Genomic DNA, 26,727 nt, shown 5'->3' with positions numbered 1-26,727 from the left:
GCGTGCCCGGGGGGCACGCCCCGCTCCTATAATGCATTGAATGATAGCGTTCCGATGTCCGACACGTTGCGGATTCTGGCGCGCTCGACAGCTTGGAATGGCGATGCAACGATGACAACGCACGAAAAGCTCTGGACGGGGCGGGCCGCACCGCAATGATGTGTTCGCACATCAATGAAGCGGAACTGGTCCGTCAGGCGTCGGTGGCCCGCAAGCTTGGGTCGCCGTTCGTGGCCCGGGTGCTGGAGGCGGGGCAGCGTCAGTTGTTCCACGCGCCGGCGACTCGCCACATGATCGCGAACTGGCCAAGCGACCCCGCACGTGCGGCGATGGCGATGCGCTTCAACGGCGCGCTGCATGCGCTGGCACGGCGTGGTGTCGTGCCGGCGCTCGGCATTCTCTACGCCCGCAAAGAGGGTGATTTCGATGGCCCGATCGCGGCGGCGCTGGCGCAGGAAGACGATTTCATCGCGACGTGGATGCAACGCACGCCGCAGACCAACGAAGTCGGGCGGTCGGCGGCGATCGTCGCCGCGCTGCTGGTGGCTCACGCCGATCACGGCCTGCCGTTCGAACTTCTCGAACTCGGGTCGAGCGCCGGCCTCAACCTCAATCTCGCGCGCTACGCTTACGATCTGGGCGGGGCTGCCATCGGGCCCTCCAATTCCACGGTGCGGCTTTCGCCGGACTGGACCGGGCCGGCGATCCGCCCCGCGACGATCGAAATGGTGTCTGCGCGGGGTGTCGATATCGATCCGCTCGATCCCGCCGATGTGGCGACGCGCGAACGGTTGCTGGCCTATGTCTGGGCGGACCAGCCGGAACGCGCCGAGCGTCTGGACCGTGCGCTGACGATCGCCCGCGATCATCCGCCGCAGATCGATCGGGACAATGCGGCGGACTGGATCGAACGGCAGCTGCTTAGTCTGCAGGACGAGGGCGTCTGCCGCGTCGTATTCCATTCGATGGTGCTGCAATATCTCCACGCCGATGATCGGGCGCGGGTGGCGAGCGCGATCCATGCCGCCGCCGAACAAGCCAGTGTGAAGCGCCCCCTGGTGTGGATCCAATTCGAATGGAACGCCGATCGCACCGACGTGATGCTCCAGATGACGAGCTGGCCCGATGGCCGCAAGCGCGATCTCGCCCGCTGCCATGCCTATGCCGCCTGGATCGACTGGATCGGCGCATGAATTCGTCACGACCAACCCCTGCCTCGAACGCCAATCTTACCCGGAGCTTATGGCCATGTTGACCGCTCTCAGCATCCCGCGAAAGCTGGGTCTTTCCTTCATCGCCGTCAGCGCGGCGGCGGCGATCATGATGTTGGTGTTCTTCACGAACATCAGCCAGATCCGGCAATCGACCGAGGAGAACAACCTCAGCCAGTCGATCTTCGCCAAGGCGCTGACGCTGGAAACGTCGATGCTGCGCCAGAACAGCCAGTTCCGCGGTTTTCTGGTGACATCGGACGCGACGTATCTGAAGTCCTACAACGAGGCGCGCGACGAATACGACAAGACATCGGTCGAGCTGGAAGAGTTGCTGACCGATCCCGCGCGCCGCGCGCTTGTCGCCCAGTCGCGCAGCGAAACCCTGGCATGGCGGAAGAATTGGGGCGATCGGCTGATCGAGCTTGTGCGCGACGGCGGGCGTGACGAGGCCCAGGCGGAAGTGCGCGCGGCTGGCGACAAGGTGCTGGTCAGCAAGGTCGCGATCCCCCTGCGCGAAATTCGTGCGACCGAAACCAAGCATATCGACGCCAATTCCGCGCGCCAGGACAAGGCGATCGCCACCGCGATGACCGCGCTGATCATCGGCGGCCTGGCGCTGATCGGCCTGGCGACGGGGCTGGCCGTGCTGCTGAGCAAGGTGATCGCACGACCGATCACGCGCTTGACCAAATCGATGGCCGAGCTTGCCGCCGGGCGTAACGATCTCCCCGTGCCCGATGTTGTACGTCGCGATGAGCTTGGCGACATGGCGCGCGCCGTCGTCGTGTTCCAGGATGCGGCCCGTAACAAGCAGGCGGGCGACGCCCACAAGGCGCGCTCGGATACCGAACAGAAGCTGGTGGTGGAAACCCTCAGCGAACAGCTCGCAACTCTGTCGGCGGGCGATCTTACGGCGACCATCTCGATCGATTTCCCGGCGGATTATGCGGCACTGAAGAACAATTTCAACGAGGCGCTGGGCAATCTGCGCACGCTCATCGCGGCGGTCGGTGACAGTGCGACCACGATCCGCACCGGATCGAACGAGATCGCCCAGGCGTCCGAGGATCTCGCGCGACGCACCGAAAGCAATGCGGCCAGCCTGGAGCAGACCGCCGCATCGGTGACGCAGATGGACGGTCGTCTGCGGACCAGCGCCACGGCCGCCGCCCAGACGGCGGAGCGCACCGATCAGGCACTGACGATCGTCAGCGGCGGGCGGGACGTGGCGGATAAGGCGGTGCAGGCGATGGGGCGGGTGTCCGGAAGCGCCAAGGGCATCGATGCGGTGATCGAAGGTCTCGACAAAATTGCGTTCCAGACGCGCGTCCTGGCCATGAACGCCGCGGTCGAGGCGGGCCGCGCGGGCGAGGCCGGGCGCGGCTTCGCGGTCGTCGCGGATCTCGTGTCGGCCTTGGCGATGCGCGCCGAGGAAGAGGCCAAGACGGCGCGCGACCAGTTGACCGTGACGCAGGCGGATATCGTCACCGCCGTCGATGCGGTCCACAAGGTGGACGATGCACTGGTCACGATCTCCGACGATGTCGGCGAGGTCCACCGCCTCGTCGCGCGGATGGCGAGCGACAATCAGGCGCAGTCCGCCGCGATCACCGAAATCTCCGCCGCGATCGGCACGATGGATCGATCGACCCAGCAGAATGCGGCGATGGTCGAGGAAACCTCGGCCGCCGCGCGCAATCTGGTGTCGGAAGTCGGCCGGCTGTCGGAACGCTCCAGCCGCTTCGTCGTCGGCACCGGCGGCAATCGGGCAACGCCCAGGCGAACGTCGCAATATAGCGCCCCTGCGCGCGAAGCGGCGGCCGGCGAACTGGCCTATCACGGCTGAGGCGAACCCGGCGTTCGGGCATCCTTGCGGGCCAGTTTGCGCGAAACTGGCGGCGTGTCGATCGGCGGCCAGCACGAAAGCCCGCCGCCGCGATCATGGAGGTTAAAATTTCGTTACGATCGCGGTGAGGTTTTCGAGTGCCAGAATCGTTTGATCTTCGGACGAAGATGGATGACCGGCATGGGTGACACTGTGAAAATGATCGGCTGGTGCTTGCTGGCCTATGCCGCGATCAAGGCGCTGTTGGCCCCGTATGCCGAATACGACCTGCACCGATCGTTCACGGTGAGAGCAAAGCGCGAAATCAAGGCTAAAGGTCCGGCCTGAGTCCAAGCAACCCGCCGCTGTGCGGACCGGAGGCCTGCTCCTGCCGGTGCTGCTCCACAATTTCGGCAACTCTTTCTCGTTGCTCGCCTAGCGTTGCGGTCGCAATCATGCACCGCAGCATGAACTGGAAATAGCGATCGGGCCTGATATGCTGACGGCATATGGCGATCGGATGGGCGAACACATGGCGGAATCTTGCTCCATCGTGTTTCGCCGTAGCGTTGCTCTTCGCCGAACCCGTCGCGGCGCGGCAGGAGGCCGCGAGCATCACCGCGTCGATCGCCGCCGTCGGGCGTAGCGCTGGCGTGGAAATTCTGGTGCGGGATCCGCCGGTCAGGCATCCCACACATTTCTCGTTGCGCTCGAACCTGTCTCCTCGGGCCGCGGTCGCAAGCCTTGCCCGCGCCTTCGGACTGACGGTCGTCGAACTCGGCCCCCGCCGCTTCATGCTCGTGCGCCCGCCGCCCGATCGACCGCGACAGCCTGACCCCGTCATTCCGGCGGGTGACATCGTCGTACAAGCGGGGCGGATCGACGAGCGCGCCGGATCCGCGCCGGTTTCGATCGGCGCGCTTGGTGCCGCGGATCTTCGCACCGCGCAGGTCCGCCGATTGGACGACCTGTCGGGCACGGTTCCCGGCCTGATCGTGACGAGCCAGACGAGCGGCACGACGCCGCTGTTCGTTCTGCGCGGGCAGCGCCGGGCGGTCGGCGACACGCTGCGCCTGCCGGTGGTGACCTACCTGGCCGAAGTGCCGCTGCCCAACGAAGGCGGGTTGCTGCCGGTGTTCGACATGGCCGGCGTGCAGGTGCTGCGCGGGCCGCAGGGCACCCTGTTCGGACGGAATACCACGGCGGGCGCGATCCTGCTCACGCCGGAAAGGCCGTCGCAGACATTGGGCGGCTATGCGGATACGACCCTGGGCGACCATGGTTTGGTGACGCTCGAGGGCGCGATGACCGGCCCGCTCGGGCCGGACGTCGCGATCCGGGTGGCGGGGCAGATCAGCCGGCGGTCGGGGCTGGTACGCGATACCGCACAGCAGGTCGGGCTGGACGATGTGCATAGCGATGCCGCGCGGGCCATATTGGTCGCCACGCCTTCCGCGACCGTGACGCAGACGATGATGGTCGACTGGCTCAACGCCAACGAACACGGCGTGGCCGACATCCTGATCGGCGTCTATCCCGCCCCCGGCGTTCCCGGCGGCGGCAGCGCGCGTATGCCGGCGGCGGCGCCCTATTTCGATTGCGGTCAGCCCGGCTGCGATATCGACGACGCGCTCGCCGAGCAGCAACAGCGCGGCATCCGCCGCACCGCCACCGGCATCGTGCCGCGCGCGCATCGCGCGATCGCGGGGTTGTCCAGCACGACCGAGATCGGGGACCGCTCACGGATGGGGCGGCTGATCCTCGGCTATCGATCGACCCGGATCGAAACGCAGCAGGACCAAGACGGTACGCCATTACCGATCCTCGACGTTACCGAACGGGTATCGCGACGCCAGTTGACCGCCGAAGTGCAGATGCGGGGGCAAACCATTTCCGCAATCGACTGGGTCGGTGGTTTGTTCGCTTCCGACAGCCGGCCGGTCGGCGACAACACGACGATCACCTACAATCTGCTCCGGCCGGGCGTCGCACCAGTTTACAGAGCGCGTTACGAGCGGATCGTCAACCTGGCCGCTTATGGTGAGGTGCACGTGCCCATGACGCCAAAGCTGCGTCTGACGCTGGGCGCGCGTTATGGCTGGGACTGGATCAGCGGATGCGGCATCGTGCGTGCGTCGGAGACGGTGCGAAGCGCCGCGGCCTGCGCAGCGCAGGGCGGGACGCGCGGCAACGTTCGCGCAGGCGCGCCCTCCTGGACGCTGGGTCTGGACCGTCGTGACGGCGATACCTTGCTCTATGTCGTCACACGCCGCGCGTATCGTCCCGCCGGCTTCAACGTCCCCGCGCTTGGACCCGCGCTGGCACAATATCAGACCTTCCGGCCGGAAACCCTCGACGATCTTGAGATCGGCGCAAAGCGGCAATGGCGCATCGACGGATGGCGCGGGTCCGCCGCGATCGATATCTATGCGGGCCGCTATCGCAATATCCAGCGGACGCTGGTGCCCTCGACCGGAATGGATGGCGACGGCGATGCCGAGAACGATCCCGTCTCCCTCGTCGTCAATGCGGCACGGGCGCGCATATCGGGGGTCGAGGCGAGCGCGGAGATCGAGCGCGATGGATCGCGGATCGGCCTCGCAGGTACGATCACCGACGCACGCTACAGCGCGTTCGACGTCGCACCGGTGCTGCGACCGTTGCTCGGCGACGATCCCGTTTCCAACGTCTTTTCCTACACTCCGCGCTGGACCGCGATCATCTCCGCACGCTACCGCCTGCCCGTCGCGCGGCGGCTGGGCAATCCACATATCGGCGCGGTTTTGCGCGCGCAGGGCCGAACCTATTTCTCTGGCCGGCGCGAAGATCCCTTCACCGTGCAACCGTCCTACATGCTGGTGGATATGGATGCGGACTGGAGCGCGATCGGCGGGACGCGGGTCGATCTGGGGCTGTTCGTCCGCAACCTGTTCGACCGCACATACATGATCGGCGGCGGTGTGGTGACGCCGGCGATCACCACCGCAACCGCAATCTACGGCGCACCACGCACGATCGGCGGACGAATGCGGATCACTTTTTAGGCGCGGCCAACACGATTCCTTGTGGATCGTCCCGCACCACACGCACGATTCCGGCAGCTGAGATCATGTCCACGAAACCGCTTTTGCCGCCGATGCGGAAACGGCCGGTAATGGGCATCTTTGCAACGCCGGACCCCAGGATGCGGATCGGCCGCGCGGCGTAGCGATTGTATCGTGCCACGGCCTCGGCCAGCGGGGCGCCCGCGAAGACCAGTTCGCCGTGCGTCCAGCTGCCCTCTTCATCGGCATCGACCGCCTTGGTGCCGACGATCCGGCCATTGGCGATCGTGACGGCATGGCCGGGATCGACGAACACGCTTTCATTCTGTCCCCCGTCGGCCGAGACGCGAATGCGCCCGCGTTCCAGCACGGTGCGTACGTTCGTGCCGTCGCGCGCAACCGTGAAGGCGGTGCCGATCGCCGTCACGCTCGCACCGGCTGCATGGATGACGAATCGTCGCGGCGCGTGCGCTACGTCGAAATGCGCCTCGCCTTGCAGCAGGGTCACGCGTCGCTCGCTATCCCATGGCCCGAGCCGCACCCGGCTTTGCGGAGCGACGATGAGCATCGAGCCATCGGGCAGTGCGACATGGCTCCGCTGGCCGGCCGAGGTGATGATCTCGCGCGGTTGCGCATAGGCGATCTCCGTCGCGGGCGGCGCCAGCCGGGGCAAAAGCGTCGCCGAAATCGCGACGACCAAGCCGGCCGTGGCGGCAACGCCGGCATAGCGACCCCAGCGGATCGACCGGTGGTCCGGCATCGGCGCGCGGGCCGCCGCGCGCATCGCCAGCACCGCCGGTGCGTCGCCGATCGTATCCATCGCCTGCCAGATGCTCTCGACCTGCGCCCAGGCGGCGGCATTGGCCGGCCCGGCCAGCCGCCAGTTCGCCAGCTCCAGATGCTCTGCCGCGGTCATCTCGCCGGAGCGCAGCCGCGTATACCAGGCTGCGGCCATCCCCTCGGGCGTGTCGTCATGCAAGTCCATCATGGCAGCCCCAGTGAGACAAGATGGCGCAACGCCTTCATGATATGCTTTTCGACCGCACTGACCGAAATGCCAAGCGTCGCCGCGACTTCGCCATAGGACATCCCCTCGAACCGGTTGAGCACGAACACCTCCCGCGTCCGGTCCCCCAAGGATTCCAGACCGGCGACGAGCCGCGCGATCTTTTCCTTACCCTCCAAGACGCGCTCCGGCGTCAATACCTCAACCGGATGATGAAGATCGGTCATTTCGACATGCGCATCGCGCTGTCGCACCAGGCCGCGTCGACCATGATCGGCCAGCACGGCGGCCGCCACGCGGAACAGATAGCCCTGCAGATGATCGATCGGATCGCCCGATGCCCGGGTCTGCATTCTGAGCATCACATCCTGAACCAGATCCTCGACGTCGGACGGCGGCGCGCGGCGCGCGAACCAGGCCCGCAAGCCGGGCAGGAAATCGGTCGCGACAGGAGGCGTGGAGCGGGTAGGCGCGATCGTTCGAAAATCCCGAAGACGAAGTGTTCGCGCAATAGTGTAAGGCGATATCTCCGATCCAGAAAAAAGAATTTCGTATGACAGGTGAGTGACGATCGTTTGCGTGCGTCCTTTGAGATGGCGGACCCGCGCACGGGCCGCGCATCAAGGGGGCCAAGCCATGACACGATCGACCTCTCGCATTCTCCTTGCCGGCACCGCGTCGCTGCTGGCGCTGAGCGCATTGCCGGTGCAAGCCCAGGAAACACCCCCGACCGAGGCGACCGTTGCAGCGGATGACGGTGAGATCGTCATCACTGCGCGCCGCCGCGAAGAACGCGCGCAGACCGTCCCGGTCTCCGTCACCGCCTTCAATGACGCGATGCTGCGCGACAAGGCCGTGACGACGATTTCCGACCTGACCTATATCACCCCGGGACTGAACGTCGCCCCGCAGACGTCGCGCGACACGCCATCGCTCGTCATCCGGGGCCAGCGCCGCGCGGTGTCGGGCGCAGGCGCGCCGGCCGTCGTAACCTATTTCGCCGACGTACCGCTGCCCAATGAAGGCAGCATCATGCCGACCTTCGACATCGGATCGATCCAGGTGCTGAAGGGACCGCAGGGCACATTGTTCGGCCGTAACACCACGGGCGGCGCGCTGCTCGTCTATGGCAAGGCCCCCAGCTACATCTTCGGCGGCTATGCCGAAGCCACCTATGGCAGCTACGACGAACGCACGTTCGAAGGTGCGATCAACGTGCCGATCATCGCCGACGCCGTGGCGTTGCGCGTGGCGGGCCAGATCACGCGGCGCGACGGCTATACGAAGAATATCGGCGTCGGCGGCAATCTCGACGATCGCCACGCCGATGCGATCCGCGCATCGTTGCTGATCGAACCGTTCTCGGGCGTCAGCAACACGACGATCTTCGACTATAATCGCGCGCGCGAGAATGGCACGGGCCTGGTCGCCAACGGCGTCTTCCCCAATCCGGCCGTGGCGGGCGGCGGCAATGCGCGTACCGCAGCGGCGCGGCCATTCTTCGATTGCGGCGTGGCCGGCTGCGACGTCGATATCGCGCTGGCCGACCAGCGCGCGCGCGGCGTACGTACGGTGGCCACCAATATCGCGCCGCGATCGGATCGCGACTTCTGGGGCGTCGCCAACACCACATTGGTCGAAGGCGCGGTGGTGAGCGCCAAGAACATCTTCGGCTATCGCTCGACCAGGGTGCTCTCCGCGCGCGACTATGACGGCACTCCGCTCGCCACCTACGAAGGCGAGGCGACCGTGAACGTCCAGCAAGTGTCGAACGAATTCCAGCTGTTCGGCAAGGCCTTTGCCGACCGGCTGGACTGGATCGTCGGCGGTTTCTACCTGAAGAGCCAGCCCAACGGACTGAACAATTCGGTCACCCGCTCCGCCTATCGCGGCGGCGCCCAGACATCGGTCGAAAACTATATCTCGACCGAGAGCAAGGCCGTGTTCGCGCAGATCGGCGTCGATCTCGCCGGCGTGGTCGACGGGCTGAAGCTCAACGCCGGCGGCCGCTACACCTGGGATTCGTCGTCGGGCTGCACGGTCAGCGCGGCAACGACCGTGCCGACGATCGGCAGCGCTGCATGCGCTAGTCGGGGCGGCATCAGCGGCGCGGCCGACAGCAAGGCACCGACCTGGACGATCGGCCTGGACTACAAGGTGAATGGCGACGTCTTCACCTACATCGTCGCGCGGCGTGGCTATCGCTCGGGCGGGTTCAACCGCGGCGGGCTCGCGCCCACGCTGGCGCCGTATCAAAGCTATGCGCCCGAAACGATCACCGATCTGGAAGGCGGTATCAAGGCCAGCTGGCTGATGGGGGACGTCCGCAGCCGTTTCAACATCGCGGTCTATCGCGGCAAATACGCCAATGTGCAGCGCGCGCTGACGCTGGGCGCGAATTTCGACGGTGACAACAACGCCGCCAACGACGCCAACAGCCTGATCATCAACGCCGCGAAAGCGACGATCTCGGGCGCGGAATTCGATGCCGCCTTCACGCTCAAGGGCGTCACGCTCAGCGGCTTCGGCTCCTACACCGATGCGCATTACGACCAGTATGACGCGATCCCCGTCTTCGTGCCGTTGCTGGGCGCCAATCCGGTCGCCAACAAATTCTCCTATACCCCGGCCTGGACCCTCGGCGCGGCGGTGCGGTACACGCATCGCCTCGGGGGCGATCTCGGCGATATCGGCCTGAACGTGAACTATTTCTGGAGCGACAAGGTCTGGTACGTCGAGCGGCCGCTCGACACTAACGGCATCCAGAAGCCCTACAAGCTCGTCAATGCCAAGATCGACTGGAGCAACATCGGTAAACGCGGGATCGACCTGGGCGTGTTCGTGCGCAACATGTTCGACACCAATTTCGCCAGCGCGGGCGGCGTCGTGACACCGGCGATCACCACGACCACACTCGTCTATAACGAACCGCGTGTGGTGGGCGTGCAGCTGCGCTACAGCTTCGGCGGCCGTTGATCGGGAAGGAATGACCATGACGAAATGTCAGTATCTGCTTTGCGCCACGTTCCTCGCCTCGGCCTGCGCCGCACCCGCGGTCGCCACGCCGCTGACCGAGGCGGATCGCGTCGCGATCCTCGCCAATGTCACAGCAGGCAAGCCGCAGATGGACAAGGCCGCGCTCGATATCTGGAAGTTCGCCGAGGTCGGCTTTCAGGAAACGAAGAGCTCGGCGCTGCTCCAGCAACAATTGAAGGCTGCCGGCTTCACGGTCGAGGCAGGTGTGGCCGGCATGCCGACCGCGTTCATCGCGCGCTTTCGCAATGGGGCCGGACCAGTCATCGGTATCCTCGCGGAATTCGATGCGCTGCCCGGCCTCGCGCAACAGGCGGTGCCCGAACTCTCGCCGATCGACGGGCAGGTCGCCGGCCACGCCTGCGGGCACAATCTGTTCGGTGCGGCCTCGGTTTCGGCGGCGATCGCGGTCAAGAAATGGATGGTCGCGAACAAGGTGCAAGGCGAACTGCGCTTGTATGGTGCGCCGGCCGAGGAAGGCGGATCGGGCAAGGTCTTCCTGGTCCGCGCCGGGCTGACCAAGGATGTCGATTCGATGCTGCATTGGCATGCGGCCGATCGCAATTCCGCATCGCAGGGCACGAGCCTCGCCAATGTGAGCGGCAAGTTCCGCTTCACCGGCATCGCCAGCCACGCCGCCGCTGCGCCGGAACGCGGGCGTTCCGCGCTGGAGGGGGTCGAGGCGATGGACGCGATGGTCAACATGATGCGCCAGCGCGTGCCGCAGGAAACGCGCATCCATTACGTCATCACCGACGGCGGCAAGGCCCCCAACGTCACGCCCGCCACCGCCGAGGTCTATTATTACGTCCGTCATCCCAATCAGAAGATTGTCGCCGAGATCATGGAGCGGGTGAAGAAGGCGGCCGAGGGCGCGGCGCTCGGCACGGGCACGACGGTGAAGTTCTCGCAGGTCGGCGGTACGTTCGATCTGTTGCCCAACGATATTCTGGGCAAGGTGATGTACGAGAATCTGAAGCGCGTCGGCGGCGTGCAGTACAGCGCGCAGGACGAGGCGTTCGCGGCCAAACTGCGCGCGACACTGCCGGCCGGCGGCAAGGCGCCGCCCGCCGCCACCGACATCATGCCCTATTCGTCGGGTGAGATCGGCTATGCGTCGACCGATGTCGGCGATGTCAGCTACACGACGCCGACGGCGGGCATGGTCGCCGCCGCCTGGGTGCCGGGTACACCGGCGCATAGCTGGCAGGCGGTCGCGGCCGACGGGATGGACATCGGCCTGAAGGGTGCGGAGGTCGCGGCGAAGACGCTGGCGCTCACCGCCGCCGATCTGTTCTTGGCCCCCGACACGATCGCGGCGGCCAAGGCCGAACTCGATCGGAGGCGGGGGGCCGATTTCGTCTACCGCCCGCTGCTAGGCGATATTGCCCCCGCACTCGATTATCGGAAGAACGGCAAGTCGGGCGATTGACGCCCGCGACCTGCGTCCGGCTCAATGCTCAGCACCGTCGAACCCGGAGTTCGGAGCCTCATCTCATCAAGCTTTGGCAGGACGGGGACGGGGACTAGGACGGGGACGGAACCAGAATGTCCATACCGCAAGCGTACCGAGCAGGAGCATCGCCAACCCCGAACATGTCATCAGCAGGCGGTAGGCCAGCCCGCCGATCTTGGCGGCGTGGAGCGGATAGGCCGCGTTGAAAACCTGCGCGCCCGCCGGCATCGCCAGCGCGTCGCGGGTGGCGAGCAGTCGCCCGTTCCCTGCATCTAACCACAGCATCGTCCGGCCGTTAGGCAACCATTCGGTGGCACGCTTCATGCGGATCGCGATCGGATCGCCGACCTTCCGCGGCAAGGCGAGGATGCGCAGCCGGGCATCGGGAAAGCGCCGCTGTGCGGTCAGCACCATCGCGCGCCAGTCGGGATGCGCGGCGAGCGGCGCACTGTGCAACTTGGGCGGCGTCATCGCCGCGGTCACCTCGGATGGTGACGAGAATGGCGCGACCACGATCGCGGCGACCGGCTTGAAGATCATCATCGCACCCGTCAGCCCGGACAACAGCAGCAACGGCGCGACGACGATGCCTAGATCGCGGTGATGCATCACGATCGCCGCGCGGCTCAGCCGCTTGGGGAGCAACCGGAATTTGAACGTCCGGCGCGTCCGGAACCACAGGATCGTCCCCGTCACCACGAACAGGATCGCGGCGAGCCCCGCGATGCCGCCGATCGTCTCGCCAATGTCGCCGGCGAACAGATGATGGTGGAGATCGAACAGCCACAATTCCGGGCGCGCCCACTGGCTTGCCCAGCGTTCGACGATCACGCCGCTTTGATCGGCATAGGCACCAGCGCCATGCGCAAACCGCAGCTGGTGCAGCCCGAGCCGCTCGGTGGCATAGACGATGCCCTGAATGTCCTCCCCGTTTCCCAGCATCCGCTGCGTGGCCGCGGCGATGGCGGCCGGATCGGTGACCAGCGCATCGCTCGAATGGCGCACGCCGATCCAGTCGTCGCGGTGAACGAGGATCGCGCCGGTCAGTCCGAGGATCGCGAGCACCAGCCCGATGACCCCGCCGGTCCAGCGATGGATCAGGTCGAGCCAGCGCATCATGTCAGAACCGATAGTCCCAGCCGAGCGTCAGCGTGCGTCCTCGCCCCGCGAAATAGCTGAGATTGTCGGTCGGCAGCCGGGTGTCGCTGCTATAGTCGATATACGTGATGTCGAAGAGGTTCTGCGCGCTCAGATTGAGCGCACCGAAGCCGGTGTCGTAGCGGATGCTCGCATCGGTCAGCGTATAACCGCCAAAGTCGTTGCGCGGATCGCGGACCAGCCCCTTGAAGGTGCGCGACAGATATAGCTGCGTCTGGACGCGCGCCGACACGCGGCCCTTGCTGTAGCTTGCCGCGAGGTTGAGGCGATCGGGGGAGATATTCGTGCCGTCGAGATCGGTATCGACGATGCCGTCGGGCACCGTGTTGCTATCGTAGCGGCCGTCGAGATGCGCGTAGCCGACGTTGATGCGAAGTCCATCGATCGGCGTGCGGACGCCCAGATTGACCTCGATCCCCTGAATCTCGACGCGCAGGCGCTGGACGTCGAAAATTCCGCCGGCATTGGCGATCAGCAACTGTCCCTTGTCGCTCGACGACCAGAAATACGTCACGCTGCCGTCGAACGGCCCGCGCTTGGCCTCGACGCCGATCTCGCGGTTGTTCGAGACGATCGGGCTGATGTCGAGGAAGTTGTCGAGATCGACCCCGGGGCGGTTGATCGCGCGGGTGATGCGGCCGATGTCGGGGACGGTGAAGCCTTCCGCATAGCTGGCATAGGCGCGCAGGCCCGGCACCGGCTCGAAGATGACGCCACCGTTGAACAGCGCATCCGAGAATTTGGGCGTACCGCCGCTGACGAAACTGCGGTTGGCGGTGGCCAGCGTCGTATAATCGTCGATCTTGATCTGCACGTTTTCGTAACGCACGCCACCCGCCAGCCGCAGCCGCTTGTCGAACAGCGCGAGGTTGAGCTGACCGAACGGCGCGAGGCTGCGGAAGTCGGTCGGCGGCACCCAGATCCGGTCGGTCGCGATCAGCCGCTGCTCGGTCTTGTCGAACAACACGTCGAGCCCGGCGATCGCGGTCACCGCCTCTAAACCGGGGAGTGCGCGTTCGTAGCTGAACTTGCCACCGAACTTGCGCGAACGGTTCTCCGACTGGTCGAGCAACGTGCCCACCGGCGCGATCTGCACGTCCTGGAACGTCGCGATCGCGGTCGTCTCCATCCCGAACGTATCGTGGCTACGGTTGAAGAAGACCTGCGCGACGAGGTTTCCGCCCGCCAGCGACGGATTGGTCAGCGACAGCGCGACGCTCTCGGTCCGGTTGGCGGCGGACTTGCCCGGCGGCGTGCCACGTACCGCGCTGGTCGGCAGGCCGGTCGCCCGGTTGCCCGCCAGCGCGACATAGTCGCCGTCGCCTTTCAGCTCGAAGCGGCTCGCGATCAGGTCGAGCCGCGTGCTGTCGCCGAGCTGATAGCCGAGCCGCGCGAACAGCGAGAGCGTCTTCGAATCCTGCGTCTCGCCCTGTGTCAGGTTCAGCCCGACGCGGCGCCCGTCGCCGTCGTAGAACACACCGCGCACGTCATAGGCCGCGCCGACCGTCGCATCGAACCGCCCAGCCTTGTATTGAAGCAACCCCGCCGCCTTGCCGCCAAGCCCGTCGCTGCGGAAATCGCTGTCGGCGGTACCCTGAAGCAGCACGCGACCGCCAAGTCCTTCGGTCTTAGGCGCGCCGACGGTCACCTGGTTGACGATGCCGCCCGTGCCGCCGATCCCCTGCAACGCGTTGGAGCCATAGATCAGCTCGACCCGATCGACGAAGAAGCCGTCGATCGTGAAGCCGTCGCGGCTGCCGTCGCGCAACGGCGTCGATTGGGGGATGCCGTTGATCGCATATAGCGGCGAGCGACCACGCAGCGTCTCGCCTGCGCCCGACAGTTTCTGCCGGGTCGGCGAGAAGGACGGTGTCAGCGTCGCGACCGCATCGGTGACCGAGCCCGAGATGGCGAGTTGCTGGTCGAGTGTGGACTTGTCGATAATGTCGATCGTCAAGGGCAGCGCACTGGGCGGAAGGATCGATCGCGCGGCGGTGACGATCACCTCATCGTCACCCGCAGTGGCATCACGTTTTTCGAGCGCAGATTCGCTTCCACCAGTCTGAGACATCGGCCCACCTTGCGCACGAGCCATCGTCGGCCCCGCAAGTGCGATCGCAAAGACGGATGCCAGACATCCCGTCCGCAAAACCATGTCATTCCCCCTAATATTCTCGAACGGCCGCCACCTAACGCGACGATCTCGCTATTGCAAGTCATTCGCATTCGTGTGTCGATTGATCGAACCGCGTGAAAGAGAGGTGGCACTTCAATCCGGAGTGGATCGCAATCGGAGGTATGGTACAGCGGATTTCGCAGGACGGAACGGGGCCGGTTTTCGTCAGATCCTTGCTCAACGTGGATCACAAACGATCGGGCTGTTGAAACGGCCTGACGCCTCGCCCTGATCGTTTCGATTGGTATCGAGAAATGGGAAGCGCTTTTAACTGAGGATGCCTGCCGGCATTGGTTCACTCAGACGGACCCGACCTGACGTATCAGGCCAGTCGACTAAATCGTCCGCTGGTCGCTACTGCCATGTGAAAAACGAGAGTTATCCGGCTAGTATGCTGGCTTGAGCAAGTGCGTTCTCACAGCTCTTTTTCCAATGGGAAATATCGCCTTCATCTTAAACCGCTCGATTGTGGGGAATGGCTAGCGGGTGCTAAGCAATAGCCGTGATCACAATCCGCCCCGCCATGTCTGATGATGCAGAAGCACTTACAAATCTAATGCGCGGTTCGGCTGCCTATCGCGGTAGCTACGCAAGTATCCTCGACGGATATGCAGTCACACCCGCGCAAATCGAGCGAGACGTTTTTCATGTTGCTGAACGAGATGGCGAGTTGTGCGGCTTTTATAGTTTGATCCTTGAGGGGGAGCCGGAACTGGATCTGATGTGCGTAGCGAATAGCGTTCAGGGTAGGGGCTTAGGCTCGATGCTTTTTCGGCACATGACAGGCGAAGCGAAACGGCTGGGCATCGCCGTCATCAAGATAGTGTCCCACCCGCCTTCGGTCGGCTTCTATCGGGCGATGGGCGCGATCGTCACCGGGACAAAAACGCCGACGATCAAGGCAACGTGGAGCCGTCCGATCCTGTTGCTGACGATTTAACCACCTTCCCGATCAACCATCCCAAACGGGAAGCCGCTTCGGTCTCCAAAAATACCTCGTTTTTCGACCGCGCATGCCTCGTTTTCGCCTCTTCGATTCGTTGGATAGGCATGGAACAGCAAGGATGGCCGAGGTCGAACCGGCTCGCTAAGCGTCGGTAGTCACGAGGAAAAAGTCGAGATTAGTAGTCTTTTATAGACCCCTGCGGGATAGTTTGTGGCGGAGCGGGAGGGATTCGAACCCTCGATACGCTTTTGACGTATACTCACTTTCCAGGCGAGCGCCTTCGACCACTCGGCCACCGCTCCGCATGTCCTGGACGGAAGCGGCTGCCTAGAGGGTGATTGCGGCATGCGCAAGCGCCGCCTTGCGATTGCGTCGCGGTGGTGCGGCGTGCCACACTCGCGCGCATGCTGATCTCGCTCATCGCACTGCTTGCTGCCGTGCAGACTCCGCCCGCCGCTCCCCCCACCGCTGTGGCACCTTCGCTGCCGTCCGATGTCGCGGAGGGGGACTGGCGGCCGATCCCCGACGACGAGTTGCTGGTGATGACGCTGGCGGGCGGCAGGACGGTCGTCATCCGGCTCGCTGTGCGGTTCGCGCCGGAGCATGTCGCCAATGTCCGCACGCTGGCGCGGGCCGCGTGGTGGGACAAGGAGAGCGTGTACCGCGTGCAGGAAAACTGGGTCGCGCAATGGGGCGATGCCAGCGAGAAGAAGGCGATGGCGCCGGGCGTGAAGGACGTGCCCGCCGCCGAGTTCGAGATCGCGCGCTTCGAGGCCGCGCGGACCTTGTCGCGGCCGGACAGCTATTCGACGCAATCGGGCTTCACCGCTGATGGCTGGCCGATCGCGGGGGACGGCAAGGCGGCGTGGCTGACGCATTGCTACGGCATGGTCGGCGTGGCGCGCGATGCCTTGCCTTCGACCGGCAGCGGATCCGAACTGTTTACCCCGATCGGGCAGTCCGCGCGGCGGCTGGATCGTAATTACACCGTGGTCGGGCGGATCATCGCGGGGATGCAATATCTGTCGGCCTTGCCGCGGAGCGAGGCGGCGATGGGGGTTTATGCCAGCGCAGGCGAGCGGACCGGGATCGTGTCGGTGAAGCTGGCGAGCGATATTCCGGCGGCGGAGCGCCCTAAGTTCCAGTATCGCAGCACCGACAATCCGCGCTTCGCGGCGTACATCAAGCTGCGCGAGGTCGCGGCGGCACCGACTGTGGCGACGGGGGCGAGCGTTTGCGATGTGCCGCTGGCAGTGCGGCGGGTCGGGGCGAAGTAGCGATTGTCTTCATTCTCCCGCCCCGATCGTCATCCCGGCGGAGGCCGGGATCGCGATGAGGCGAGCGTCTGGCGCGCCTTCCAGAGATCCCGGCCTCCGCCGGGATGACGGTTGAACCGGCCGGGAGGCCCAGTCCTCGGCTCACCCCAGCCGGGTGACATGCCCCATCTTGCGCCCCGGCCGCACGTCCTTGCCGTACAGATGCAGATGCGCCCCCGGCTCGGCCAGGATCTCCGCCCAGCGATGCGCGTCTTCGCCGATCAGATTCTCCATCGTCACGGCGAGGGCGTTGAGGGCGGTGTCGCCCAGCGGCAGGCCGCAGATCGCGCGGATATGATTCTCAAATTGCGAGGTCGTAGCGCCCTCGATCGTCCAATGCCCGCTATTGTGCACGCGGGGGGCCATTTCGTTGAACACCGGGCCATCCGCGCTCACGAAGAATTCGCAAGCCAGCACGCCGACATAGTCCAGCGCCTCGGCAATGCGCACGGCGAGCGCGGTCGCCTCCTCGGCCTGCGCCAGCACCTCCGCCGGCGCGGGCAGGGTGGACGTGTGCAGAATGGCATCGACATGCACGTTGCGCGGCACCGGATAGCGCGCCACCGCGCCGTCCGCCCGCCGCGCGATCAGCACGGAGAATTCGTGGCTGAAATCGATGAACGCCTCCAGCACCGCCGGCCCGCCGATCGTCTCCCACGCGGCATCGGCCTCGTCCGGCGTGCGGATGACCATCTGGCCCTTGCCGTCATAGCCGAAGCGCGCGGTCTTCAACACGGCGGGCGTGCCGGTATGCGCCAGGCCCGCATCGAGATCGGCACGGCTGTTCACCGCTGCCCAGCGCGCCGGTCGCCCGCCGAGGCTTTCCACGAACCGCTTTTCGGCCACGCGCTCCTGCGAGACGCGCAGCGCCTTCGGGCCGGGATGGACCGGCACGTGTTCGGCCAGCCATTCGACCGGCGCGACATCGATATTCTCGAATTCGTAGGTCACCACGTCGCACGCGGCGGCGAAGTCCTTCAGGACGATGCGGTTGTGGTAATCGGCGCGCGTCAGGCTGGAGGCGGTCTGCGCGGCGACGCTCTCGCGATCGGGCGCGAGGATATGGGTGCGATAGCCGAGTTCGGCGGCAGCGCTCGCCAGCATCCGCCCGAGCTGCCCGCCGCCCAGGATGCCGATCGTCGAGCCGGGGGGAAGCGTCTTCATCGGTGCGCCTTCATTGCGGATCGGTCGCCACGCTCTCGGTCTGCGCAGTGCGCCATGCCTTGAGTCGCTCGGCCAGCACCGCATCCGACGTGGCGAGGATCGCGGTCGCCAGCAGCCCGGCATTCTTCGCCCCCGCCGATCCGATCGCCAGCGTGCCGACGGGAATGCCGCCGGGCATCTGCACGATCGACAACAGGCTATCCATGCCGCTCAACGCCTTGGATTCCACCGGTACGCCGAGCACCGGCAGATGCGTCAACGCAGCGACCATACCCGGCAGATGCGCCGCACCACCCGCGCCCGCGACAATCACCTTAAGCCCGCGCCGCTCGGCCTGTTCGGCATAATCGACCAGCCGATGCGGCGTGCGATGCGCGGAAACCACCTTCGTTTCGTACGCGACGCCCAGCGCATCGAGCGCCTCGGCGGCATGCCGCATCGTCTCCCAATCGGAAGTGCTGCCCATGATGATGCCGACGAGAGGGTGCGTCATGGTCGCGCGTTAGCGGGGGTGGGGGCGGAGGGCAACTGTGGGTCAGTCGAAGGCGGATGCCATCGCCTTTTCGTAGGCTGCAGTTTCCTCGGCGAACGCTGCCCGTTTGCGCCGGAGCGACATGTGTCTCCAGAAGTTGATGGCGACGAGCAAGAGCGCAGCAGCCGCAAGATAAGCGCCATTCTTGATATCGTGATTTCGGAGCGCAAATACAGCACCTGCCAAAATTACGAGAGTACTCAGCCAACCACCCCATATCGCGAACCTATCGGCGACCCACGAAATCGGTGCTTCGGGCCGCCCACTTTTTGGATTGGTCGTGAAATCGGCGAATCCAAATAGGCGGCCCAGCTTCACTCACCGCTCGCTGAGATAATAGCGATCCGTCGCATTCAACTCCGCGTCCAGTTCATACACGATCGGCTGGCCGGTCGGGATTTCCAGCGAGGTGATCTCGTCGTCCGGGATGTTCGACAGGTGCTTCACCAAGGCGCGCAGCGAATTGCCGTGCGCGGAGATCAGCACGCGCTGTCCGTCCTTCAGCGCTGGCGCGATGCGGCCGTCCCAATAGGGCAACACGCGGGCAATCGTGTCCTTCAGGCTCTCGGTCTGCGGGATGGCGATGCCGGCATAGCGGCGGTCCTGCGACAGATCGTAGGCGCTGCCCGCTTCCAACACTGGTGGTGGAATGTCGAAACTGCGCCGCCAGATATGCACCTGTTCGTCGCCATGCTTGGCCGCGGTCTCGGCCTTGTCGAGTCCGGTCAGGCCGCCATAATGCCGCTCGTTCAGCCGCCAGTCCTTTTCGACCGGCAGCCACAACCGACCCATCTCTTCCAGCGCGAGGTTCAGCGTCTTGATCGCGCGGGTCTGGAGTGAGGTGAAGGTCTGGTCGAAATCCAATCCCTTGGTGGCCATCAACTGCCCCGCCGCCCGTGCCTCGGCCGCGCCTTTCTCGGTCACGTCGACGTCCCACCAGCCGGTAAAGCGGTTCTCTAGGTTCCAGCTGGACTGGCCGTGGCGGATCAGGACTAGGGTGGGCATGGGCTTCCTCTATCGTCGTCCCGGCGGAGGCCGGGACCGCGTGCGGCACGGGCACGCTGGATGGCTGGCGGCCCCGGCCTCCGCCGGGGCGACGGTGTGCTAGAGCGTGTCGATCACGTCCGCCAGCACTTCGAGACACGAATGCGCCAGTTTCTTCGAGCGCTCCGCACCCCAGCCGAACTCTGCATCAGGGTTCGCATCGTGATCCTTGAATGGCATCTCCAGTGTAAAGGCGATCGCACCGAAGCGTTCGGCGACCTGGTTGGTCGACATACTCAGGTTCGCCTTGCCCGGCGCGGATTTGCCATAGCCCATCTGGGTCTGGAAATCGGGCGTGTGCGCGGCGAGGCGGCGGCCGAAATCGTAGAATTGCTCGCCCCGTTCATCGGTCCAGCTGGGAATGCCCTCGAACCCGGCGAAGAAATTGGCCGGGATCGCCTCGTCGCCATGCACGTCCATCGCGAAGGCCATGCCAGTCTCGTCCATCGCATTTCGCACGCACAGCACTTCCGGACTGCGCTCCGCTGTCGGCTCATGCCATTCGCGGTTCAGGTTCACGCCGGCGGCATTGGTGCGCAGATGCCCGCGCCGCGTGCCGTCCGGGTTCATGTTCGGCACGATATGAAACGTCGCCTTGGCCAGCAGCGCCTGCGTTACCGGATCGGACGGGTCGGTCAGCCGCTCCAGCGCGCCTTCCATCCACCATTCGGCCATCGATTCGCCGGGATGCTGGCGGGCATAGAGCCAGACCGGCTTGGGGCCGTTGCCGATCGTCAGGCAATCGATCGCCTGCCCGTCGAGCGACACGCCCAGTTCGCGGTGGGTGACGCCGGGCTTCAGCGCGATGCGGGCGACCAGCGCCTCGTGCTGTTCCATCGTGTAGGGCGCGAAATAGGCGAACCAGGCGAGATCGCTCTCACCCGTCCAATCCCATTCCAGCACGCCGTCCGCATATTGCGTGTCGGTCATCCGCCAGCTCAGCCGGTCGGTCGAGGCGCGCGTCTTGTAGTTCGGCCAGCCATCCGGATACGCCGATTCGCCCGCGTTCAGGATGCGGAATTTCAGCGTCCGGCCTTCCGCTCCTCCCACGCGAAAGTAGAACCACTGGAAGAAATCCGAATCCTTGTCCTTGCGGATCCGGAGGTTGACGGTGTCGCCTTCGACCGAGACGAGTTCGATATTGCCGCCGTCGAAAGCGGCGTTGACGGTGATGCTCATTTGTCCGGTTGTCATTTGACCGTGATAGTGCGGCCGGAATCGCCCGGAAAGCCCCGGAACAGCGCGCGGGCCATTTTGGCGGCCGAATTCGCCGCCACCGCTTCGGGTGCGCGAATGTCGGCAACGGTCTGCGCGCGACCTTCCCAGATCACCGTGCCGTCGCTGCGGCGACGGATCTGCACCGCGAGTTCGGACGCGATGATCACGCGCGCCTTGGGCTTGCCGATCGGGAAGGAGATGCCGCCGCCAAGGCCCACGCCGCCGCCACCACGATAACCGCCGCCACCGCCGACGCCGCCACCCAGACCGATCGACACCGGCGACCGGCGTGGGCCGACATCCTGGCTGGTGCGCGTAAAGCTGACCACCGCAAGATATTGTGCCGGCCCGCCGATCGCCGGAGCGGTATAGCCGGACGCGAGCAATTCGGTATTCACCGCCGCCGCATAGGTCTGGTATTCGATGCTGGGCGCAGCGCCGCCGGGCAGCGGCTCGACCGTGATCGTTCCGCGTTCGAGCGGCGCGCCGAGATGGAAGCGCGTCACCTCCACCGGGCCGCTCGTGCTGGTCGTCGCGCAGCCACCGAGCGATACGCCGACGATCGCCAAACCTAATGCCGCTGCCTTGATCACGGGTTCGTCTCCGAAGATATTGTTGCGTACAGGTAACGCTTTGCCGCCAACGATGATCCGTGGCGGGTTCAAGATGGGCCGCCCGGGTTGACTTGGGAAGCCCCCGAAGATAGGCGCAGCCCTCATTTTCCGAACACCAGAATCAAGAAGCGATTTTCTGACATGAAGATTCGTAACAGCCTGAAGTCCCTCAAGGACCGCCATCGCGACAACCGCGTGATCCGTCGTCGCGGCCGCACGTACGTCATCAACAAGACGAACCGCCGCTTCAAGGCACGCCAGGGCTGATCTTGCCCCGGCCGTCTGCCGTCGTCTTCGACGTCGGCAACGTCCTGTATGCGTGGAACCCCAGGGTTCTCTACGAGCGCCTGATCCCAGAGGATCGGGCGCTCGATGCGTTCCTGCGCGACGTCGTGTCGATCGACTGGCATTTCCAGCACGACGCCGGCCGTCCGTTCGCGGAAACCTCGGCGGAACTGATTGCCGAGCATCCGCATCATGCCGATCTGATCCGGCGCTGGGGCTCGCATTTCATCGACAGCATCACCGGCATGATGCCCGGCATGCGCGATCTGATCGATGACCTCGATGCGGCGGGCGTGCCGCTCTATGCGATCACCAATTTCTCCGGCGAGTTCTGGGCGCCGTTCCGCGCGCGCGAAGCGGACGTGTTCGATCGTTTCCGGGGCATCATCGTGTCCGGCGACGAGAAATTGCTCAAGCCGCATGCGCCGATCTACCATCTCGCACTCGACCGATTTGGGCTGGAGGCGGGGCAGGCGGTGTTCGTCGATGACCGTGCCGACAATGTCGCTGGCGCTGAAGCTGTAGGCATGGCGGGCTTGCTGTTCACAGATGCGGAAACTCTGCGCGCGGACCTTTCTAAACTGGGTGTGCTTGCCTGACGACCGATAAAGGTGTACACCGCGTACACAATCCGGAGTCATGCCATGGAAATGTCCGTCCGCGAAGCCCGCGCCAATTTCGCTCACGCGCTTGACGCGGCGGAGCGGGGCGAGCGTGTTACCATCACCAAGAACGGCAAGGCCGTCGCCGAACTGGGGCCGCCCCCTGCGCCGTCCGAAATTCCAAAAACGCTGGGTGGCTTGGATTGGGAACGAATGGCGCGCGTGCGCAAAGAAATGGGCCTTGATAAATATGATGGTCCGCCGCTCGACGACAAATGGCTAGAGGAATTTAACAGTCCCGATTGGACGCGCGAGATTTGGGGCGAGTATCTCGATAACATCGATAAGGGGCCTGAAGGCGAGTGAGGCTCCTGCTCGATACTCATTTCCTTATCTGGCTCGTCAATCAGCCGGGATCGATAAGCCAACGCGAATATGCACTGATGGCTCGGCGCGAGGGGCCGCTTATCGTTTCGACGATCACGATTTGGGAATTGCGGATGAAATGGAGATCGCTGGATCGCCATGGCAAACCCAAGGGCGATCTCTCGCCTGAGTGTGGACTAGATTTTGCAGAAAGAAATGGCTTTACGCTCGCGCCGCTCAATCCCTCAGATTGCACCGTGGAGGTCGATCCGCCGATCTCGCACAAAGATCCTTTTGACGAGATGTTGCTTGCCCAAGCCCAGCGTCTTGGCGCTAAGCTGCTGACGCGCGACACCAAGCTCCTCGATCACCCGCTGGCGATCTCCGCCTAGGCGTCATGCCCCTTCAACTCGTCACCCAATAGCCGCACGACGTGCAGCACGTTGGTCGATCCCGGCGTGCGGAACGGCACGCCGGCGATCACGATGATACTGTCCCCGGCTTCGGCCAGGCGGTGACGCAGAGCCATGCGCTTGGCCTTGGCGACCATTTCCTCGAACGATTCGACGTCCTTGGTGTGTACCGCATGCGTGCCCCAGAGTAGCCCCAGGCGCCGCGCCGTTTCCAGCTTGGGCGTCAGCACCATCAACGGCACGCCGGGCCGTTCGCGTGCCACGCGCCGGGCGGTGGAGCCGGACGTGGTGAAGCAAACGATCGCCTTCGCGCCGATCGTCGCGGCGATCGTCTTCGCCGCCTCGGCCAGCGCGTCGGACGTGGTCGGATCGGCGCGGGTGATGGTGAAGTGCACGCGGTCGCCATGCGTCGGATCGCTCTCCACCGCATTGCCGATCGAATTCATCATCGCGACCGATTCGATCGGCCACGCGCCCGCCGCGCTTTCCGCCGACAGCATGATCGCATCCGCGCCGTCATAGATTGCCGTCGCCACGTCGGACACTTCGGCGCGCGTGGGGGAGGGCGAGGTGATCATCGATTCGAGCATCTGCGTCGCCACCACCACCGGCCGGCCCAGCCGGCGCGACACCTCGACGATGCGCTTCTGCAGCGGGGGCACCGTCTGCGGCGGCAATTCGACGCCGAGATCGCCACGCGCGACCATCACGCCGTCGCACTGCTCGATGATCTCCTCCAGCCGGTCGATCGCCGACGGCTTCTCGATCTTGGCGAGCAACGCCGCCTTGCCGCGGATCAGCGTCCGCGCCTCGGCCAGATCCTCCGGTCGCTGCACGAAGCTGAGCGCGATCCAGTCCACCCCCTGATCGATCGCGAAGGCCAGATCGCTGCGGTCCTTGGCGGTCAGCGCGGCCATCGGCACGACCACGTCGGGCACGTTCAGCCCCTTGTTGTTGCTCAGCATCCCGCCGACCTCGATCCGCGCCGTGATATGCTCCGGCCCGTGATCCTCGACGCGCAGCACCAGCTTGCCGTCGTCCAGCAGCAACCTTGCGCCGATCTCGATCGCCTGGAAGATTTCCCGGTGCGGCAATTCCACGCGCGTCGCATCGCCCGGTGTCTTGTCGCGATCGAGCCGGAAGATCTGGCCGGTGACCAACTCCACCTTGCCGCCCTCGAACTTGCCGACGCGCAATTTCGGACCCTGAAGATCCGCCAGGATCGTCGTCGGCCGGCCATATTTCTTTTCCAGCGACCGGATCGCCTGGATCACCGCGATCTTCGATTCCTGATCGCCATGGCTCATGTTGACGCGAAACGCATCTGCGCCTGCCTCGAACAGCTTGCCGATCATCTCGGCGCTGTTGCTCGCGGGTCCAAGCGTCGCGAGCACGCGCACCTTGCGCGAACGCGGGCTGATGGCCTTGGTCATTACGGCATCCTTTAGCTTGCAGGCCCGGCTCTAAAGCCTATCTCCCGCCGATCAACCGGGAGATTAACCAAATGTCGCATCTCGATGATCTGGACGACGCCGTCGCGGCCGCCGCGTTCCGCCGGCTCGTCATTCATCTGCGTCACCGCGAGGATGCGCAGAACATCGACATGATGGGTCTAGCCGGCTTTTGCCGCAACTGCCTGTCGGACTGGACGCAGGAGGCGAGCGACGGCGCGCTGAGCAAGGATCAGGCGCGCGAGACGATCTACGGCATGCCCTATGCCGACTATAAGGCGCGCCAGCCCGAGGCGACGCCCGAGCAAGTGGCGCGCATGGCCGAGAGCATGACGAAGAACCCGGCTTGAAGGCGTCTCCAAGCGCCCGTCATCCCAGCGAAGGCTGGGATCTCAGGCGGTTGGCGCAGGACAGGAGCCGCATAAGATCCCAGCCTTCGCTGGGATGGCGTTTGAGGCGGAGACGTGCGCGGTACGCTTGACCCCAACCCTGTCGTGCGCGACACCATCGCCAAAAGGGGACGGGTTCCAATGAAAATCGGCATGTTTGCGGCGATGACGCTGCTCACGACGACGATAGCCACCGGTCAGACTGGGCCCGCACCGATGGCGGCCGCGAAATCCGCCGTCACGTACATCCACGCCGGCACCCTGCTCGACAAACCGGGCCAGAAACCGCGTGGGCCCAGCACGATCATCGTGCGCGACGGCAAGATCGCCGAGATCCGCGATGGCTTCGCACCCCCGGAAGCGGGTGCCGCTTTGGTCGATCTGTCGAAACAGTTCGTCCTGCCCGGCCTGATCGACATGCACGTCCATCTCTGGGGCATCGGTGGCGATCCGATGCGCAACCGGCTGGAGGCGCTAACCCGCGACCGCTTCGACGACATGATGACGGCGGCGGTCAATGCTAAGGTCACGCTGAATGCCGGGTTCACTTCGGTCCGCGATCTCGGCGGCGATCCGCGCGGCATCCGCGCCTTGCGCGATGCGATCGATCGGGGCGAGATCGACGGCCCGTCGATCACCAATGCCGGCGAGATGATCTCCGTCACTGGCGGACATGGTGATGGTGGCAACGGCCTTGCCGAGACCTTCGCGGATGCCTTGCACAAGACCGAGATCAATTTGTGCGACGGGCCTGACGATTGCCGCCGAGCCGTACGCGCGCAGGTCGCTTTGGGCGCCAGGGTGATCAAATTCGCCGCGACCGGCGGCGTCCTGTCGAACGTCGCGGGCGGTCTCGGCCGGGCGATGACGCCGGAGGAGATGAAGGCGATCGTCGACACCGCACACAGCCTCGGCCGCAAGGTCGCCGCACACAGCCATGCGGCGGAGGGCACCAAAGCGGCGCTGAATGCCGGGGTCGATTCGATCGAACACGGCACGTATCTGGACGACGAGGCGATCGCTCTGTTCAAGGCGAAGGGCGCGTATCTGGTGATGACCGAAATGGCCCCGGTCGCCGCTTTGACCCAGGCGCGGGCCGGCGCACTGCCGCCCGCCACACTCCCCAAGGCGGAGGCCGCCGCCGCGGCGATGGTCGCCAGCCACCGGAAGGCCGTTGCCGCCGGCGTGAAGATCGCCTTCGGCACCGACACCGGCGTCTCGAAGCACGGCGACAATGCGCAGGAATTCGCGCTGATGGTCGCCGACGGCATGACGCCGATGCAGGCGATCCGCGCCGCCACGGTCGGTGCCGCCGACCTGATCGGACGCGACGATATCGGCACGATCGCGGTCGGCAAAACCGCCGACATCATCGCCGTCGCGTCCTCGCCGCTCGATGACGTCCGCGCGCTGGAGCATATGGATTTCGTCATGCACAAGGGCGTCGTCGCGCGGGCGAAGTGACGGTTGAGCCG

The 26,727-nt window shown here is 65.1% G+C and carries 25 protein-coding genes and 1 tRNA gene; 14 read left to right on the top strand and 12 right to left on the bottom strand.

Features of this window, described 5'->3' with window-relative positions; translation table 11 throughout:
- Nucleotides 1–155: 155 nt before the first annotated feature.
- The 4 genes from U1738_RS07930 to U1738_RS07915 all read left to right on the top strand — a co-directional run bounded on the left by U1738_RS07930 (nucleotide 156) and on the right by U1738_RS07915 (nucleotide 6,083).
- The gene (locus U1738_RS07930) at nucleotides 156–1,193 is read left to right on the top strand and encodes a DUF2332 domain-containing protein (protein WP_332788498.1); all 1,038 of its coding nucleotides are present in this window, start codon (nucleotides 156–158) and stop codon (nucleotides 1,191–1,193) included.
- Between the two features lie 55 nt (nucleotides 1,194–1,248).
- On the top strand, nucleotides 1,249–3,060 hold the full coding sequence (locus U1738_RS07925) for a methyl-accepting chemotaxis protein (RefSeq protein ID WP_332788497.1): 1,812 nt from the start codon (nucleotides 1,249–1,251) through the stop codon (nucleotides 3,058–3,060).
- 171 nt (nucleotides 3,061–3,231) lie between these two features.
- Nucleotides 3,232–3,387, top strand: coding sequence for a hypothetical protein (locus U1738_RS07920; RefSeq protein WP_332788496.1), 156 nt, complete (start codon nucleotides 3,232–3,234; stop codon nucleotides 3,385–3,387).
- Nucleotides 3,388–3,608: 221 nt separating this feature from the next.
- The gene (locus tag U1738_RS07915) at nucleotides 3,609–6,083 is read left to right on the top strand and encodes a TonB-dependent receptor (RefSeq protein ID WP_332788495.1); all 2,475 of its coding nucleotides are present in this window, start codon (nucleotides 3,609–3,611) and stop codon (nucleotides 6,081–6,083) included.
- Here U1738_RS07915 and U1738_RS07910 read toward each other — a convergent pair.
- Nucleotides 6,073–7,071, bottom strand: coding sequence for a FecR family protein (locus tag U1738_RS07910; RefSeq protein ID WP_332788494.1), 999 nt, complete (start codon nucleotides 7,069–7,071; stop codon nucleotides 6,073–6,075). The two genes, U1738_RS07915 and U1738_RS07910, sit on opposite strands and share 11 nt — an antisense overlap.
- Nucleotides 7,068–7,514 carry an RNA polymerase sigma factor gene (locus U1738_RS07905; protein WP_332788493.1) on the bottom strand — a complete coding sequence of 149 codons (447 nt, stop codon included), beginning with the start codon at nucleotides 7,512–7,514 and terminating at the stop codon, nucleotides 7,068–7,070. The genes U1738_RS07910 and U1738_RS07905 overlap by 4 nt, the downstream gene beginning before the upstream one ends.
- Before the next feature lie 211 nt (nucleotides 7,515–7,725).
- Between U1738_RS07905 and U1738_RS07900 the strand changes: the two genes are divergently transcribed.
- Nucleotides 7,726–10,065, top strand: a complete 2,340-nt coding sequence (locus U1738_RS07900; protein ID WP_332788492.1) for a TonB-dependent receptor — start codon at nucleotides 7,726–7,728, stop codon at nucleotides 10,063–10,065.
- A gap of 16 nt (nucleotides 10,066–10,081) precedes the next feature.
- Nucleotides 10,082–11,554, top strand: coding sequence for an amidohydrolase (locus tag U1738_RS07895; protein ID WP_332788491.1), 1,473 nt, complete (start codon nucleotides 10,082–10,084; stop codon nucleotides 11,552–11,554).
- Between the two features lie 66 nt (nucleotides 11,555–11,620).
- On the opposite strand, the gene U1738_RS07890 is transcribed toward U1738_RS07895, so the two are convergent.
- Together U1738_RS07890 and U1738_RS07885 are read right to left on the bottom strand one after the other, a co-directional pair.
- A complete protein-coding gene (locus U1738_RS07890) occupies nucleotides 11,621–12,694 on the bottom strand; it encodes a PepSY-associated TM helix domain-containing protein (protein WP_332788575.1) in 1,074 nt (357 codons plus the stop codon).
- A gap of 4 nt (nucleotides 12,695–12,698) precedes the next feature.
- Complete coding sequence (locus tag U1738_RS07885) at nucleotides 12,699–14,807, bottom strand: TonB-dependent receptor (RefSeq protein ID WP_332788490.1); 2,109 nt, start codon at nucleotides 14,805–14,807, stop codon at nucleotides 12,699–12,701.
- A gap of 607 nt (nucleotides 14,808–15,414) precedes the next feature.
- On the opposite strand from U1738_RS07885, the gene U1738_RS07880 reads away from it, so the two are divergent.
- Nucleotides 15,415–15,852 carry a GNAT family N-acetyltransferase gene (locus tag U1738_RS07880; RefSeq protein ID WP_332788489.1) on the top strand — a complete coding sequence of 146 codons (438 nt, stop codon included), beginning with the start codon at nucleotides 15,415–15,417 and terminating at the stop codon, nucleotides 15,850–15,852.
- A gap of 217 nt (nucleotides 15,853–16,069) precedes the next feature.
- Here U1738_RS07880 and U1738_RS07875 read toward each other — a convergent pair.
- Nucleotides 16,070–16,160, bottom strand: a tRNA-Ser gene (locus tag U1738_RS07875).
- A gap of 102 nt (nucleotides 16,161–16,262) precedes the next feature.
- Here U1738_RS07875 and U1738_RS07870 point away from each other — a divergent pair.
- On the top strand, nucleotides 16,263–17,135 hold the full coding sequence (locus tag U1738_RS07870) for a peptidylprolyl isomerase (RefSeq protein ID WP_332788488.1): 873 nt from the start codon (nucleotides 16,263–16,265) through the stop codon (nucleotides 17,133–17,135).
- Between the two features lie 141 nt (nucleotides 17,136–17,276).
- Here U1738_RS07870 and U1738_RS07865 read toward each other — a convergent pair whose 3' ends face one another.
- The 6 genes from U1738_RS07865 to U1738_RS07840 all read right to left on the bottom strand — a co-directional run bounded on the left by U1738_RS07865 (nucleotide 17,277) and on the right by U1738_RS07840 (nucleotide 21,725).
- Nucleotides 17,277–18,338, bottom strand: coding sequence for a 5-(carboxyamino)imidazole ribonucleotide synthase (locus U1738_RS07865; protein ID WP_332788487.1), 1,062 nt, complete (start codon nucleotides 18,336–18,338; stop codon nucleotides 17,277–17,279).
- Nucleotides 18,339–18,348: 10 nt separating this feature from the next.
- A complete protein-coding gene (purE, locus tag U1738_RS07860; RefSeq protein ID WP_332788486.1) occupies nucleotides 18,349–18,831 on the bottom strand; it encodes a 5-(carboxyamino)imidazole ribonucleotide mutase in 483 nt (160 codons plus the stop codon).
- A gap of 42 nt (nucleotides 18,832–18,873) precedes the next feature.
- Nucleotides 18,874–19,188: a hypothetical protein gene (locus U1738_RS07855; protein WP_332788485.1), complete on the bottom strand. Its 315-nt coding sequence runs from the start codon at nucleotides 19,186–19,188 to the stop codon at nucleotides 18,874–18,876.
- Nucleotides 19,189–19,875 carry a 2,3-diphosphoglycerate-dependent phosphoglycerate mutase gene (gene gpmA / locus U1738_RS07850; RefSeq protein WP_332788484.1) on the bottom strand — a complete coding sequence of 229 codons (687 nt, stop codon included), beginning with the start codon at nucleotides 19,873–19,875 and terminating at the stop codon, nucleotides 19,189–19,191.
- Nucleotides 19,876–19,974: 99 nt separating this feature from the next.
- Nucleotides 19,975–21,093 (bottom strand): M14 family metallopeptidase, encoded by a 1,119-nt coding sequence (locus U1738_RS07845; protein WP_332788574.1) that lies wholly within the window; start codon nucleotides 21,091–21,093, stop codon nucleotides 19,975–19,977.
- A gap of 11 nt (nucleotides 21,094–21,104) precedes the next feature.
- Nucleotides 21,105–21,725, bottom strand: coding sequence for a DUF4136 domain-containing protein (locus U1738_RS07840; RefSeq protein ID WP_332788483.1), 621 nt, complete (start codon nucleotides 21,723–21,725; stop codon nucleotides 21,105–21,107).
- A 162-nt stretch (nucleotides 21,726–21,887) separates the two neighbouring features.
- On the opposite strand from U1738_RS07840, the gene ykgO reads away from it, so the two are divergent.
- From ykgO to U1738_RS07820, 4 genes are read left to right on the top strand one after another with little or no spacing between them, the layout of a single operon-like run.
- On the top strand, nucleotides 21,888–22,013 hold the full coding sequence (gene ykgO / locus U1738_RS07835; protein WP_003046794.1) for a type B 50S ribosomal protein L36: 126 nt from the start codon (nucleotides 21,888–21,890) through the stop codon (nucleotides 22,011–22,013).
- A gap of 2 nt (nucleotides 22,014–22,015) precedes the next feature.
- Nucleotides 22,016–22,630, top strand: coding sequence for an HAD family hydrolase (locus U1738_RS07830; protein ID WP_332788482.1), 615 nt, complete (start codon nucleotides 22,016–22,018; stop codon nucleotides 22,628–22,630).
- Between the two features lie 45 nt (nucleotides 22,631–22,675).
- On the top strand, nucleotides 22,676–22,999 hold the full coding sequence (locus U1738_RS07825) for a type II toxin-antitoxin system Phd/YefM family antitoxin (protein ID WP_332788481.1): 324 nt from the start codon (nucleotides 22,676–22,678) through the stop codon (nucleotides 22,997–22,999).
- Complete coding sequence (locus U1738_RS07820) at nucleotides 22,996–23,391, top strand: type II toxin-antitoxin system VapC family toxin (protein WP_332788480.1); 396 nt, start codon at nucleotides 22,996–22,998, stop codon at nucleotides 23,389–23,391. The genes U1738_RS07825 and U1738_RS07820 overlap by 4 nt, the downstream gene beginning before the upstream one ends.
- On the opposite strand, the gene pyk is transcribed toward U1738_RS07820, so the two are convergent.
- Nucleotides 23,388–24,845 carry a pyruvate kinase gene (gene pyk, locus U1738_RS07815; protein WP_332788479.1) on the bottom strand — a complete coding sequence of 486 codons (1,458 nt, stop codon included), beginning with the start codon at nucleotides 24,843–24,845 and terminating at the stop codon, nucleotides 23,388–23,390. The genes U1738_RS07820 and pyk overlap by 4 nt on opposite strands.
- 71 nt (nucleotides 24,846–24,916) lie before the next feature.
- Between pyk and U1738_RS07810 the strand changes: the two genes are divergently transcribed.
- Entirely contained in the window at nucleotides 24,917–25,213 is a 297-nt protein-coding gene (locus U1738_RS07810) for a DUF1244 domain-containing protein (protein WP_332788478.1), read from the top strand.
- Between the two features lie 180 nt (nucleotides 25,214–25,393).
- Nucleotides 25,394–26,716, top strand: coding sequence for a metal-dependent hydrolase family protein (locus U1738_RS07805; protein ID WP_332788477.1), 1,323 nt, complete (start codon nucleotides 25,394–25,396; stop codon nucleotides 26,714–26,716).
- Nucleotides 26,717–26,727 lie beyond the last annotated feature (11 nt).

The sequence above is a fragment of the Parasphingomonas caseinilytica genome, from assembly GCF_036663755.1.
Taxonomy (GTDB): domain Bacteria; phylum Pseudomonadota; class Alphaproteobacteria; order Sphingomonadales; family Sphingomonadaceae; genus Sphingomonas.
Note: the sequence above shows the minus strand (reverse complement) of the source record. Positions and strands in the feature narration are given on the sequence as shown.

Excerpts from the sequence above, each read along its gene's own strand:
- U1738_RS07925 (WP_332788497.1), top strand. The coding sequence starts at position 1,249 with ATGTTGACCGCTCTCAGCATCCCGCGAAAGCTGGGTCTTTCCTTCATC.
- U1738_RS07845 (WP_332788574.1), bottom strand. The coding sequence starts at position 21,093 with ATGAGCATCACCGTCAACGCCGCTTTCGACGGCGGCAATATCGAACTC.
- pyk (WP_332788479.1), bottom strand. The coding sequence starts at position 24,845 with ATGACCAAGGCCATCAGCCCGCGTTCGCGCAAGGTGCGCGTGCTCGCG.
- U1738_RS07885 (WP_332788490.1), bottom strand. The coding sequence starts at position 14,807 with ATGTCTCAGACTGGTGGAAGCGAATCTGCGCTCGAAAAACGTGATGCC.
- ykgO (WP_003046794.1), top strand. The coding sequence starts at position 21,888 with ATGAAGATTCGTAACAGCCTGAAGTCCCTCAAGGACCGCCATCGCGAC.
- gpmA (WP_332788484.1), bottom strand. The coding sequence starts at position 19,875 with ATGCCCACCCTAGTCCTGATCCGCCACGGCCAGTCCAGCTGGAACCTA.
- U1738_RS07900 (WP_332788492.1), top strand. The coding sequence starts at position 7,726 with ATGACACGATCGACCTCTCGCATTCTCCTTGCCGGCACCGCGTCGCTG.
- U1738_RS07930 (WP_332788498.1), top strand. The coding sequence starts at position 156 with ATGATGTGTTCGCACATCAATGAAGCGGAACTGGTCCGTCAGGCGTCG.
- U1738_RS07810 (WP_332788478.1), top strand. The coding sequence starts at position 24,917 with ATGTCGCATCTCGATGATCTGGACGACGCCGTCGCGGCCGCCGCGTTC.
- U1738_RS07865 (WP_332788487.1), bottom strand. The coding sequence starts at position 18,338 with ATGAAGACGCTTCCCCCCGGCTCGACGATCGGCATCCTGGGCGGCGGG.
- U1738_RS07825 (WP_332788481.1), top strand. The coding sequence starts at position 22,676 with ATGGAAATGTCCGTCCGCGAAGCCCGCGCCAATTTCGCTCACGCGCTT.
- purE (WP_332788486.1), bottom strand. The coding sequence starts at position 18,831 with ATGACGCACCCTCTCGTCGGCATCATCATGGGCAGCACTTCCGATTGG.
- U1738_RS07890 (WP_332788575.1), bottom strand. The coding sequence starts at position 12,694 with ATGCGCTGGCTCGACCTGATCCATCGCTGGACCGGCGGGGTCATCGGG.
- U1738_RS07870 (WP_332788488.1), top strand. The coding sequence starts at position 16,263 with ATGCTGATCTCGCTCATCGCACTGCTTGCTGCCGTGCAGACTCCGCCC.
- U1738_RS07920 (WP_332788496.1), top strand. The coding sequence starts at position 3,232 with ATGACCGGCATGGGTGACACTGTGAAAATGATCGGCTGGTGCTTGCTG.
- U1738_RS07910 (WP_332788494.1), bottom strand. The coding sequence starts at position 7,071 with ATGATGGACTTGCATGACGACACGCCCGAGGGGATGGCCGCAGCCTGG.
- U1738_RS07895 (WP_332788491.1), top strand. The coding sequence starts at position 10,082 with ATGACGAAATGTCAGTATCTGCTTTGCGCCACGTTCCTCGCCTCGGCC.
- U1738_RS07805 (WP_332788477.1), top strand. The coding sequence starts at position 25,394 with ATGAAAATCGGCATGTTTGCGGCGATGACGCTGCTCACGACGACGATA.